This is a genomic window from Allokutzneria sp. NRRL B-24872 (genome assembly GCF_002155965.1).
Classification (GTDB): Bacteria; Actinomycetota; Actinomycetes; order Mycobacteriales; family Pseudonocardiaceae; genus Allokutzneria.
Map to the genome: position 1 here is coordinate 39,077 of NZ_MUMH01000007.1, position 11,844 is coordinate 50,920.

The 11,844-nt window shown below is 70.7% G+C and carries 14 protein-coding genes; 7 read left to right on the forward strand and 7 right to left on the reverse strand.

The window, feature by feature from the left end; all coding sequences use genetic code 11:
* Nucleotides 1-33: 33 nt before the first annotated feature.
* Genes CCN37_RS01530 through CCN37_RS01540 form a run of 3 tightly spaced genes read right to left on the reverse strand, consistent with a single transcriptional unit; the run spans nucleotide 34 to nucleotide 3,786 of the window.
* Nucleotides 34-1,518 carry a HEAT repeat domain-containing protein gene (locus tag CCN37_RS01530; protein ID WP_086818793.1) on the reverse strand — a complete coding sequence of 495 codons (1,485 nt, stop codon included), beginning with the start codon at nucleotides 1,516-1,518 and terminating at the stop codon, nucleotides 34-36.
* A gap of 13 nt (nucleotides 1,519-1,531) precedes the next feature.
* On the reverse strand, nucleotides 1,532-3,169 hold the full coding sequence (locus CCN37_RS01535; RefSeq protein ID WP_086818823.1) for an ABC-F family ATP-binding cassette domain-containing protein: 1,638 nt from the start codon (nucleotides 3,167-3,169) through the stop codon (nucleotides 1,532-1,534).
* 23 nt (nucleotides 3,170-3,192) lie between these two features.
* Nucleotides 3,193-3,786 carry a TetR/AcrR family transcriptional regulator gene (locus CCN37_RS01540; RefSeq protein WP_246842756.1) on the reverse strand — a complete coding sequence of 198 codons (594 nt, stop codon included), beginning with the start codon at nucleotides 3,784-3,786 and terminating at the stop codon, nucleotides 3,193-3,195.
* Between the two features lie 51 nt (nucleotides 3,787-3,837).
* Between CCN37_RS01540 and CCN37_RS01545 the strand changes: the two genes are divergently transcribed.
* The 7 genes from CCN37_RS01545 (at nucleotide 3,838) to CCN37_RS01575 (ending at nucleotide 9,308) form a co-directional block, all read left to right on the forward strand.
* Nucleotides 3,838-5,259 carry an amidase gene (locus CCN37_RS01545; protein WP_210407822.1) on the forward strand — a complete coding sequence of 474 codons (1,422 nt, stop codon included), beginning with the start codon at nucleotides 3,838-3,840 and terminating at the stop codon, nucleotides 5,257-5,259.
* A complete protein-coding gene (locus CCN37_RS01550) occupies nucleotides 5,247-6,071 on the forward strand; it encodes a HipA family kinase (RefSeq protein WP_086818795.1) in 825 nt (274 codons plus the stop codon). Before CCN37_RS01545 ends, CCN37_RS01550 begins: the two co-directional genes overlap by 13 nt.
* Nucleotides 6,068-6,463 carry a DUF3037 domain-containing protein gene (locus CCN37_RS01555; RefSeq protein WP_086818796.1) on the forward strand — a complete coding sequence of 132 codons (396 nt, stop codon included), beginning with the start codon at nucleotides 6,068-6,070 and terminating at the stop codon, nucleotides 6,461-6,463. Before CCN37_RS01550 ends, CCN37_RS01555 begins: the two co-directional genes overlap by 4 nt.
* A 20-nt stretch (nucleotides 6,464-6,483) precedes the next feature.
* A complete protein-coding gene (locus CCN37_RS01560; protein WP_086818797.1) occupies nucleotides 6,484-7,047 on the forward strand; it encodes a GrpB family protein in 564 nt (187 codons plus the stop codon).
* 4 nt (nucleotides 7,048-7,051) lie between these two features.
* On the forward strand, nucleotides 7,052-7,372 hold the full coding sequence (locus CCN37_RS01565; protein WP_086818798.1) for a helix-turn-helix transcriptional regulator: 321 nt from the start codon (nucleotides 7,052-7,054) through the stop codon (nucleotides 7,370-7,372).
* 9 nt (nucleotides 7,373-7,381) lie between these two features.
* Nucleotides 7,382-8,305: an SRPBCC family protein gene (locus CCN37_RS01570; RefSeq protein ID WP_086818799.1), complete on the forward strand. Its 924-nt coding sequence runs from the start codon at nucleotides 7,382-7,384 to the stop codon at nucleotides 8,303-8,305.
* Between the two features lie 64 nt (nucleotides 8,306-8,369).
* A complete protein-coding gene (locus tag CCN37_RS01575; RefSeq protein ID WP_086818800.1) occupies nucleotides 8,370-9,308 on the forward strand; it encodes a catalase family peroxidase in 939 nt (312 codons plus the stop codon).
* 141 nt (nucleotides 9,309-9,449) lie between these two features.
* Here CCN37_RS01575 and CCN37_RS01580 read toward each other — a convergent pair whose 3' ends face one another.
* The 4 genes from CCN37_RS01580 to CCN37_RS01595 are packed head-to-tail and all read right to left on the reverse strand — an operon-like array spanning nucleotide 9,450 to nucleotide 11,837.
* Nucleotides 9,450-10,343, reverse strand: a complete 894-nt coding sequence (locus tag CCN37_RS01580; RefSeq protein WP_086818801.1) for a TIGR04222 domain-containing membrane protein — start codon at nucleotides 10,341-10,343, stop codon at nucleotides 9,450-9,452.
* Nucleotides 10,344-10,382: 39 nt separating this feature from the next.
* The gene (locus CCN37_RS01585; RefSeq protein ID WP_210407825.1) at nucleotides 10,383-11,009 is read right to left on the reverse strand and encodes an ATP/GTP-binding protein; all 627 of its coding nucleotides are present in this window, start codon (nucleotides 11,007-11,009) and stop codon (nucleotides 10,383-10,385) included.
* Nucleotides 10,990-11,427 (reverse strand): DUF742 domain-containing protein, encoded by a 438-nt coding sequence (locus tag CCN37_RS01590; RefSeq protein ID WP_086818803.1) that lies wholly within the window; start codon nucleotides 11,425-11,427, stop codon nucleotides 10,990-10,992. Before CCN37_RS01590 ends, CCN37_RS01585 begins: the two co-directional genes overlap by 20 nt.
* On the reverse strand, nucleotides 11,424-11,837 hold the full coding sequence (locus CCN37_RS01595) for a roadblock/LC7 domain-containing protein (protein ID WP_210407826.1): 414 nt from the start codon (nucleotides 11,835-11,837) through the stop codon (nucleotides 11,424-11,426). Before CCN37_RS01595 ends, CCN37_RS01590 begins: the two co-directional genes overlap by 4 nt.
* Between the last annotated feature and the right edge of the window lie 7 nt (nucleotides 11,838-11,844).

The following is an 11,844-nucleotide window of genomic DNA, read 5'->3' on the forward strand; positions in this document are numbered from 1 at the left end:
TCCGGCTCTGACCACCAGCCGTACCTGAAACCCTTACATATCAAGGTGAAATCTCAGCTCGCGCACGACACCGGGGCCCAGCTCGGCCTCGGCGGCGGCGGTCAGCTCGCGCAGTCGCCCCACCTGCGCCGGGGTCGGCGACGGGTACGCGGACGCCGCTTCTCTGGCCAGCCAGTTCAGCAGGTCCTCGCGCGCAGCCCCACCCAGCTCAGGATCGCCGAGCAGCTCCAGGTCCGCGATGAGCCGCGGCGCGACACCGCTCCCGCGGAGCAGGCGGTGCCCGGCGAGGCGCACCACCCTGGCACGGCCGGGTTCGATGAGTCCGAACAGGAATTCCTCAGGCAAACTCTTGCCCTGCAAGGACGTCGTGGCTTGCTTCACCACTCCCGGCGCCGGGTCGTCGAGCAATGGCACGAAGGTCTTGGTGTCCGCGTGCCCGAGCCGCCGCAGCGCTCGAACCGCCTCCGCGCGGGTGCGGACGCGTAGATCTTTCAAGCACCGCAGCAGGTTGTCCACATCCGCAGCCGTTCCCGTCTCTCCGAGCCCCGCCACCGCCCAGGGATCGGGCAGGAGGCGGCGGTAGTGCTCGGCGGGGTCGAGCTCGGCCCTGCGCACCAACACTTGCGCGACCTGTCGGACAGCGCCGCTGCGGTCGCACAACGCGTCGACGGCGACGTCGACCTCACCCAGCGTGTAGATGGCCTCCGCGCGCACCACCGCCGAGCGACTGTTCAGCAGCACGCGAACGGCGTCGACTTCCCCGCTCAGCCGAGCCAGCCGTGCGGCGGCCTCCGCGCACAGACGACGGTTGGACTGATCCGGGTCGCGCAGTGCCGCGTCGCTCAGGGTCGCAATGTCGAGGCGATCTTCGGCGATCCCCTTCAGGTAGGCGGCGCGACGAACGCGGCGACTCGGATTCCCCATTGCGGCAAGGAGAACTCGCCCATCAACCAGCGCACTGTCCACAACGGACACGAGCCAGGACCCGGCCACGCGGTTCTCCAGCGCGAAGGCGACCGGCCCGAGGCCGGCGAGCGCGGTGACAGGATCGACGGCCAGGCGCTCCGCGCAGATCACCTGTGCCCGCTCACAGATCTCCGGAACCCAGTCGGCCGCGCGCAGCGCGAGGACCGGCCCCGCCAGCGGACTGTCCACCGCGCACAGTTCTGCCAACGCCAGCTCGCGCACGTGACCGTCGTTCCAGCACGCGGCGATCACAAGATCAAGACGAGACACCTCGGTGCTGAGCAGCCGCTCCCTGATCACCTGGAACGACACCACGCGCCGCACCCCGATGTCGAGGAGGCGCCAGAACCGCGAATCCGCCTTGGCCAGCACGCTTTCCGCGTGTGCGGTGTCGCCGGAGCGAGCAGCGGCGAGCACCATCATCGCGGCGCTCTCGCCATCGAGGGGACCGCCGAGAACGGCCAGCTCGAAGACGTCCTCGCGCAACGGAAGCGGCCACGTGATCGTGCCTTGGCGCGGCCACTTCCTGACCAAAGCGCGCAGTGCTTCCACGGTTCGCCCCTGTTCAACGGTCGTGCACGCGGCCCGCCACCACTTCGATCCGCCGCGTGGTGGAAACCGCGTCCAGCATCCGCCGGTCGTGCGTCACCAGCAACAGAGTTCCGGTATAGGACTCCAGCGCCGACTCCAGCTGCTCGATCGCGGGGAGGTCGAGGTGGTTCGTCGGCTCATCGAGCACCAGCAGGTTCACCCCGCGCGCCTGGAGCAGCGCGAGTCCGGCGCGCGTGCGCTCGCCCGGCGAGAGCGAGGCGGCGGGGCGCAGGACGTGCTGCGCGCGGAGGCCGAACTTCGCCAACAGCGTCCGGATGTCCGCGGGCATCCAGTCCGGCACCTGCGCGGCGAAACTGTCCAAAAGGGACTGTTCGCCGAGGAACGCTCCCCGTGCCTGGTCGATCTCGCCGACCTGGACACCGGAGCCGAGAGTGGCGTGGCCCTCGTCCAGCGCGACCCGTCCCAGCATCGCGGCGAGCAACGTGGACTTGCCAGCGCCGTTCGCGCCGGTGATCGCGACGCGGTCGGCCCAGTCGATCTGGAGGTCGACCGGCCCGAACGTGAAGTCCCCGCGCTGCACCACCGCCGCCCGCAGCGAGGCCACCACCGAGCCGGAGCGGGGCGCGGCCGCGATCTCCATGCGCAGCTCCCACTCCTTGCGCGGCTCCTCGACCACCTCCAGGCGTTCGATCATGCGCTCGGTCTGCCGCGCCTTGGAAGCCTGCTTCTCCGTCGCCTCGGACCGGAACGCGCGCCCCTGCTTGTCGTTGTCCTTGGCCTTGCGACGCGCGTTCTTGACGCCCTTCTCCATCCAGGACCGCTGCGTCTGTCCCCTGGCCTCCAGCGCCGCCTTCGTGTCGGCGAACTCCTCGTAGTCCTCACGGGCGTGCCGCCTGGCGACCTCGCGCTCCTCCAGGTAGGCCGCGTACCCGCCGCCGTAGACCGAGACCTGCTGCTGCGCGAAATCGAGCTCGACGACCGAGGTCACCGTCCTGGTCAGGAACTCGCGGTCGTGGCTGACCAGCACCGTCGCGGCACGCAGGCCGGTCACGAACTTCTCCAGGCGGTCGAGGCCGTCCAGGTCCAGGTCGTTGGTGGGCTCGTCGAGCAGGAAGACGTCGTAGCGGCTCAGCAGCAGCGAGGCCATGCCCGCGCGCGCCGCCTGGCCGCCGGAGAGCGAGGCCATGGGCTGGTCGAGGCTGATCGTCAGGCCGAGGTCGTCGGCCACCTGCTCGGCCCGCTCCTCCAGGTCCGCCCCGCCGAGCGCGAGCCAGCGCTCCAGCGCGATCGCGTAGCCGTCGTCCGCGCCGGGGTCGCCGGTGGCCAGCGCCTCCGCCGCGCGGTCCATCTCCGCTTGCGCGCCGGTGACCCCGGTTCGGCGCCCGAGGAACGCGCGCACGGTCTCGTCGGCGCGGCGCTCGGGCTCCTGCGGGAGGTAGCCGATGGTCGCCGACGGCGGGCTGAGCTGGACGACGCCCTGCTCCGGCGGGATGAGGCCGCCGAGCGTCTTGAGCAGGGTGGACTTGCCCGCGCCGTTGACCCCGACCAGGCCGATCACCTCACCGGGCGCGACGACGAGGTCGAGTCCGGAGAACAGGGTGCGATCGCCGTGACCGGCGCTGAGGTCCTTGGCGACGAGGGTGGCGCTCATGCCGAGAAGCATGCTGGTCGGGCTCAGCCCTCCGCCGAGCGGGTCCAGGTGCGCATCAGCAGCTCAACGGCGTCCACGACCACGTCGTCGGCGATCTCGCCGGGGAACAGCAGCCGCTGGATGAGCAGGCCGTCCTCCAGCGCGTGCACGATCAGCGCCAGGAACGCCGGATCGGCGGGCGGCTGCTTGCCCGCGAAGACGCGCTCGATGCTCCGGGCGTGCGCGTCGCGGGCGATCGTCTCGCGCTGCGCGAGCTGCGGCCGGATCTCCTCGTTGCGCAGCGCGTAGAGCATCAGCTCGGTCCGCAGTGCCAGCCACTCGGTCAGGTTCTCAGCACGGGCGCGGTTCCACTCGCGGACGGCTTCCCACGGGTTCTCACTCTTCTGGAGCGCGGTGACCTCGCCCAGTTCGCGCAGTGTTCGTTGCTTCAACAGCTCGCCGACCAGCTGGTGCTTGTCGTCGAAGTTCCCGTAAAAGGCGCCCCGCGTGTACCCGGCGCGCTCCGCGATCTGCTCCACCGAGGCGCCGTTGACGCCACGCTCGGCGAACAGCTCCGCGGCGGCCGCAAGGAGCCGTTCCCGAGTCTGCGCGCGGCTCTGTTCCCTGGTCAGACGCATCCCACAAATATACATTAGTGTTTTCAGATACAGGTTTGTATCTTGACTGGCATGTGGACGCAGAACGCGACCGAGCTGGCCGCGGCGGTGCGCTCGGGAGAGGTCGGCGCGGTGGAGGTCATCCGCGCGCACCTGGACCGGATCACCGAGGTCAACCCGGCAGTCAACGCCGTGACCAGGACTTTGGAGCGCGAGGCGCTGGCCGCCGCCGAGGACATCGACCGCCGCAGGGCGTCCGGGGAGCGGCTCGGTGCGCTGGCCGGGGTCCCGTTCACGGTGAAGGAGAACATCGACGTCCGGGGCTCCGCGACGACGCACGGCGTCCCGCACTTCGAACACGCGATAGCGGAGTCGGACGCGCCGCAGGTCCGGCGGCTGCGCGCCGCTGACGCGATCCCGATCGGCCGCTCCAACATGCCCGACCTGACCCTCAACGGCAACGACTGCACCAGCCAACTGTTCGGCACGACCGTGAACCCGTGGGACCGGACGAAGACCCCCGGCGGGACCAGCGGAGGAGATGGCGCGGCCGTCGCCGCGGGCATGGCCGCGCTCGGATTGGGCAACGACTCCGGCGGCTCGATCCGGCTTCCCGCGATGTGCTGCGGCGTCACGGGCCTGAAGGCGAGTCACGGGCGCTTGCCGTCCGACCACCGCGTCGGTGGGACCGAGCCGACGCTGGCGTCCCAGCTGCTGCCGGTTGATGGACCGATCGCACGCACCGTCACGGATCTCCGTGCCGCTTTTCACGTGCTCGCCGGTCCCGACGTGGACGACCCGCTCGCGCTGCCCGTACCACTGGACGGACCTCCGCTGTCCGAGCCGATCCGGGTCGGCGTGGTCGCCGATCCGGGCGGGTTCGGCGTGCACCCGGACGTCCGAGCCGCCGTGGAACGCGCCGCCGCGGTCCTGGGCGATGCCGGGTACGCGGTGGAGGAGGTGGAGCTGCCGCGCTACACCGACGCGCTGACCGCCTACGGGAAGTTGATCAGCACCGAGTTCGGTCTGTCGTGGCCGCGCATCCGACCACTGCTGACCGAGGAGAGCGCCCGGCACATGGAGCTGTCCATGGAACGCATGCCGCCGAGTTCTCTGGAGGACTACGTGCGGGTCACCGGTGAGCGGCACGGAATAGCGCGCGACTGGGCGCGGTTCCAGCAGCGGTACCCGCTCGTGGTCGGTCCGGTCAGCACCCAGCTCATCGGTGGTCCGCGGCCACGGGTGTCCGGCCCGGAGGAGCACATGCGCGCCACGCTGGCGATCAGCCTGAACACCGTGACCTCGCTCGTCGGCGTGCCCGCGGTGGCGGTGCCGACCGGCGTCGTGGACGGTGTGCCGATGGGGGTCCAGGTGATCGGCGCGCGCTTCCGCGAGGACCTGTGCCTCACCGCCGCCGAGGCGCTCGAACGGCGCTTCGGCAGTTTCACCCCCGTCACGCCCGACTGGAAAGGCGAGCAAGCGTGGACCAGGTGACCGCGATCCGGTACGTCACACCGCTGCGCGAGGGCGGGTCACTGCCGGGGATCATGGAGGCCGACGACCTCGGCACCTACGTGGTGAAGTTCCGCGGCGCGGGCCAGGGCCGCAAGGTGCTGGTCGCTGAGGTGGTCAGCGCGCACATCGCCCGCGCACTGGGCCTTCCAGTGCCGCGGTTGGTGGCGGTCGAGCTGGACCCGGTGCTCGCGACCAGCGAACCCGACCAGGACATCCAGGACCTGATGCGCGCCAGCGGCGGCCTCAACCTGGGCATGGACTACCTGCCCGGCGCGCTGGACCTCAACCCGACCGCGTTCGCCGTGGACTCGGAGTTCGCCGGGCGGGTCGTGTGGTTCGACGGCCTCATCGGCAACGTCGACCGGTCGTGGAAGAACCCGAACATGCTGTCCTGGCACGGCTCGCCGCAGCTCATCGACCACGGTTCGGCGCTGACCTTCCACCACAACTGGCCACGCCGGGAGAGCTGGGTGGCCAAGCCCTACGACGCGAGCGACCACGTCCTGATCGACTTCGTCCCCGACGTGGCCGCCGCCGACGCCGCGTTCGCGCCGCTGGTCACCCGCGAGGTGCTGGAGGCCGCGCTGGCCGAGGTCCCGGACGTGTGGCTGGCCGAGGAGCCCGGCTTCGACACGCCCGACGACCTGCGCGTGGCGTACGTCGACCAGCTCGCCGCGCGCGCCGCCGCGAGCACCGCGTGGCTGCCGGACCCGACGATCAGGAAGGATCGAACGCCGACGAAGGTCGGGGCGAACCGACCGGACTGGCTGACCAAGGGTGGCGGGAAGTGACCGATCGGCGACACGTCTTCGAGTACGCCGTGCTCCAGGTCGTGCCGCGCGCCGAACGCGGCGAGTCGATCAACGCCGGAGTGCTGCTGTACTGCCGCAGGCTGGACTACCTCGGCTCGCGGACGCACCTGGACGCGGACCGGCTGCGCGCGCTCGACCCGACCGCCGATCCTGACGCGGTCGGGCGGGCGGTGCAGGCGTTCGCCGAGGTCTGCGCGGCGTCAGAGCGCGCGGGACTCGCCGCCGAGGAGGCGATCGGCCGTCGCTTCCGCTGGCTGACCGCGCCGCGCAGCACGGTCGTCCGCGCCGGTCCCGTCCACACCGGCCTCACGCTGGACCCTGACGCGGACGCCGACCGCCTCTTGGAACAACTCGTCCTGCCCGTCCGGTGAGCTCCGGCTAGCGTCATCGCGTGGCTGACTTCCCCGCGTGGGCGACCGAAAAAGCGGTCGTCGTCTCGCACCAGCAACTCTGGGCCGACCGCGCCGGCGCGGAACGGGCACGGCTCGTTGAGCTGCTGGAGCCGTGGCTGGCCGAGGGCGTGGAGCACATCGGCTCAACCGCCGTTCCCGGCTTGGCCGCAAAACCGATCGTCGACCTGATGGCCTCCGTTCGCGAGCACACCGACGGCGCCGCGCACGCCCCGCTGCTCGACGACGGATGGCACCTCGTGCCTCCCGAGCTGGACGAGCGACCGTGGCGGCGGCTCTTCGTCCGCCCCGACGCGTCCGGCCAGCACCGCGTCGCGCACCTGCACCTGGTCTCCGCCGGGCACCAACGGTGGCGCGACCAGCTCGCTTTTCGCGACGCGCTGCGCGCCAACCCCGACCTGCTGCGGGAGTACGCGGCGCTGAAGCGGCAGTTGTCCGCCTCGCACGGCGCCGACCGCGAGGCGTACACGACCGGCAAGTCGGAATTCGTCGCCCGCGTTCTGCAAACATGCCCTGGCGGTTATATGCCCGACGAGTTACATTGACGCGGTGTCCACCGTCTTCGAGGTCGTCGCCGAGCCGAGCCGCCGCCGCATCCTTGACCTGCTGCTCAGCCGTCCGCACCTCGTCGGCGAGCTGAGCGAGGAGCTGGGCCTGACCCAGCCGGGAACCTCCAAGCACCTGCGCGTGCTGCGCGAGGCGGGCCTGGTCAGGGTCCGTCAGGAGGCTCAGCGCCGCTGGTACGAGCTGAACCCGGGGCCGCTCGCGGAACTGGACGGCTGGCTCGATCCGTACCGGCGCCTGTGGGCGGGGCGGCTGGACGCACTGGAGAACTACCTCGACGTGATGACCGAGAACGAGAGCGAGTGAGGGACCACCATGGCCCGCAACGGCGAACTGAGCGCGGTCGACGGCCGCAACGTGCTGCACTTCGAGCGCGAGCTGGCGCACCCGGTCGCGAAGGTGTGGCGCGCGATCACCGACCCCGAGCACTCGAAGCAGTGGTTCCCCGCCGCGATGCACACCGAGCTGAAGCAGGGCGCCACCATCCTCTTCGTCTTCGAGGGTGATGACGGGGCGCCGACCAAGGGCACGATCACCGACTTCGAGCCGCCGCACCTGTTCGCCTTCACCTGGGAGGGTGAGGCGCTGCGGTGGGAGCTGCGTGAGAACGGCGACGGCTGCGTGCTCGTCTTCACGCACGCCTTCGACGACCGCGCGGGCGCCGCGAGCTTCGCGACCGGCTGGGAGGGCTGCCTCACCGCGCTGGAACAGCTCCTCGACGGCCAGGAGATCACCGAAGCCGCTCCCTACGGTCCGCGCCACGACGAGTACGTGGCCCTGTTCGGCCTGGCACGCGGCGAGCTGCTGGAAACCGAGGACGGCTGGACGGTCCGCTTCGAGCGCAACCTCACCAAGTCGCAGACCGAGGTCTGGGCCCTGCTGATCGACTCCGCTCCGGAGGTCGGCGCGGAGCCCCCCTTGCGCTTCACCACCGGTTACGTCGAGGTCGGTCCCATCACCGCGGTCCAGGAGCGGGAGCTGCTGGAGTACTCGTGGCAGGGCGGCGTCATCCGCTGGGAGCTACGTCAGGGCAACGGCGGCGCGCGGCTGGTTCTCACCCAGACCGGGACCTCGGCCCAGGCCGACCAGCGCACGACGGCGCTCGGCGCGTGGCACGTGCACATCGACCTGCTCGCACAGTGGCTGCGCGGCGAGACCCCGTGCTGGCCAGAAGGACGCGTCGAGGCCCTGGCCGCGGAATACGCGCAGGAGTACACCGAGCAATTGAATCTCGGCTGAGGTCTACACCCCTCAACCGACAGCCTGACCAGGAGTTTCAGCGGAAAACGCTTACTCTGCGGCCATGACGAGCCACCCCACCACGTCCACGCTCGCGGTCGACGTCGTCGACAGCATGGAACGCGTCTCCGGGGCGTTCCCCGGCTACCGCAGGGCCCACGCGCGCGGCGTGTGCTTCGACGCCACGTTCACGCCGAGCGGTGACGCGGCGGGGCTGACCAGCGCGGCCCACCTCCAGCACACGGAGGTGGCCGCGACGGTCCGCTTCTCCAACTCCAACGGCAGCCCGAGCATCCTCGACGGCGCGCGGGCCGGGCGCGGCATGGCGGTGAAGTTCCACCTGCCGAACGGCACGGCGACCGACCTCGTCGCGGTGAACCTCCCGGTGTTCCTGGCCTCCACTCCGCAGAACTTCCTCAACCTGCTGGGAGCACTGGAAAAGGACCCGGTCACCGGCGCGCCCGACCCCGCCAGGCTCGGCGCGTACATCCAACAGAACCCCGAGGCCGCGGCGGGCTTCCAGGCCGTGGCGACTATGCCGATCCCGGTCAGCTACGGCACGGTCCGCTACTGGGCCATCCACGCGTTCGAGTGGACGAACGCCCAGGGACAGAGCCAGTTCGTCCGCTACCGCTGGGAGCCCGACACCGGCGTCCAGGATCTGTCCGAAGTGGACGGTCTGGCCCAGGAGCCCGAGTACCTGACCGCAGAACTGGCGCAGCGCCTCGCGGACGGCCCGGTCGGCTTCACCCTGCACGTTCAGCTGGCCGAGCCGGGCGATCCGACCGACAACGCCACCCGGACGTGGCCCACCGACCGCGAGGAGATCGTCGCGGGCCGTCTGGAGATCACCGCGCCCGTGGCCGACCAGGCCCACTGGGCCGCCGAGATCTTCGACCCGACCCGCGTCACGGACGGCATCGCCCTCTCCGCCGACCCGATCCTGGCGTTCCGCCACGACGCCTACGCGGTCTCCTACGACCGCCGCTCCCACAACGCCTGACCCACCCGCAGCGCCTGACCTGTCACGCCACCCAGAGCTGCTGCACCGCCCGCGCCGCGACAGCCCTTGAACCGACGCGGAACCTGGACTCACGACGCTGGAACTGGCACGACACCCGACGGAGGACGAACGCGCGGGGGCTCAGCCGCCACAGCCCCCGCATCCTCCACCGCAACCGCCGCCACCACCACAGCTGCTGCCGCCACTGTCACCGCCACCACCGCCATCGGAGCCGCCGGACACCGGTGGCGGGGCGTAGGTGAGCGCGTCCTGGATCTGAGCATCGGGGTAGAGCGCCAAGCCGCCGAAGAGCACCGCCCCAGCAGCGAAGCCGAAGGTGGAGACTCCGACCAGATCCGGCTCGTCCGCGTGGTGGTCATGGCGACCACGCGCCTCAGCGGCGACACGATCCCCGAGCGCGGTCCGCTTACCAGCCTGAACGCGCCGGGACGCAGCCCGCGCGACCAGCGCGGCGATACCGGCGATCACCACGAGCGGGATCAGGAAACCGACCGGCCGCGCAGCCGACACCCCGTCAACGACGCGAAGGACTCCGACCGCGCCCACCGCGAGGAACAGCAAGGAGATCCACCGCAGTCGATTCCGTGCCACCGACTGCGGCACCAGCAGGCCCCGATCAGCGAGATCGTCCGCGATCGCAGCGCAGGCAGACGATTCCATCGCCCGATCCACGACGGTCCGCGCCCGCACGGTGTTCGCCTTGTCCAGCACGGCGTTCTCCAGCGGGTCCGACGTGACCCCACCGGAGGTGCGACTCACCACACCGGTGCTGGCGATGCGCAGCCGCCCGTCCGCGAGCAGCGTGGCCAGCGCGGTCTCCGCGGCACGGCGCGCGCCACCCACCAGGAACGCCAAGTGGTACGGCGGCGGGATCAACGTCCCCACGGGCACACCGTGCTCACCGGCCCGCCGCTGACGTCGCGCCCAGACGCTGTTCACCAGCAGCACGCCGATGATCAACACGCCGTACAGGGCGAGGAACGCCGGGCCGGAGATCCCCCACGAATCGGTCATGGTCAGCCACCCCCAGGAGTCGACGGACTCCTGGCGAGGCTAACCGGTGACGAGCCGCTCCGGCGCCTCCGTGTCCGAGCTGTGTCGAGAATCGTGCTGCAGCAACACGTTCTCGATGAGCTCGACCAGAACACCCTTCACCGAAGCGCGGTTGCGGGCGTCGCAGTGCACGATCTTGGTGTCCGCGGAGACCCCGAGCGCCTCGCGAACCTCCTCGGTCTCGAAGCGGTCGGCGCCGTCGAAGGTGTTGACCGCGACGACGAACGGCATCTCCCGCTCCTCGAAGTAGTCGATCACCGGGTAGCAGTCCTCGATCCGCCTGGTGTCCACCAGCAGGATCGCGCCGAGCGCACCGTCGGAGACGTCGTCCCACAGGAACGAGAACCGCTCCTGCCCGGGCGTTCCGAACATGTACAGCACGTAGGAGCTGTCCAGCGTGATGCGGCCGAAGTCGAAGGCGACGGTGGTCGTGCTCTTGTCCGGGAGCACGGCGGTGTCGTCGACGCCGACCGAGACCTCGGTCATCGCCGCCTCGGTGGTCAACGGCTCGATCTCCGAGATCGCCCCGATGAGCGTCGTCTTGCCGACGCCGAACCCACCGCTGACAACGATCTTGACCGGCAGCGGGCAGGCCGCCGGGGTGTGCTCAGAGTGCCCGGACAAGATCTCTGATCCTCTCGATGGCGTGACCAGAAAGGGCGGTGGACTCCTGGTGGTCCAGGAGGTTCTCGGCGATGAGGTCGGCGATGAGGATTCGCGCGACGCCGAGGGGGACACCGATGCCGGCGGCCACCTCGGCCACGGACAGCGCGCGCTCGGCGCACAGCCGGACGATGCTCAGCCGCTCGAACTCCAGCGCGGAGTCGACGGCGCCGGGCCGCGCCCGGACCAGGGTGTCCACCCGGAGCCCGCCGGTGCGGGGCGCGGTGCGGCCACCGGTGACGATGAAGGGCCGGACGAAGGAGTCGCCCGCCTCAGCCGAGCCGGTGGTGACCGGCCCCTGGGGCCGCGCGGCCGACCACGCCTCGCGCGACTCGAGGCCGGGGATCATGCGGGAGTCCGGCAGTCGGGGACCATCGGTCATAGCGCCAGCTGCCCTCGCAGTTCGGTGATCAACGCCGGGGTGAGCAGGTCGCCTGCGCGCTCGGCGAGCACGGCGATCTCGTAGCCGATCAGGCCGATGTCGCAGTCCCGCTCCGTCAGCACGCCGACCGAGCTGCCGTCGCTGATCGAGGAGACCAGCAGGAAGCCCCGCTGCATCTCGATCATGATCAGCTTCAAGCCCTCGAACTCGTACCGCCGCGCGGCGCTACGGCTGAGGCTGACCAGGCCGGAGACGATCGCGGAGAGCTGGTCGGCCTCCGTCCGGTCCAGGCCACCCGAGGTCGCCAGCAGCAGCCCGTCCGAGGAGACCGCGACCGCGTCGCGCACGGCGTCGGTGCTGCGGACGAAGTTGGCCAGCAACCAGTTGAACGTCTCGGGTGTTGTGTTCAGCTCGGCC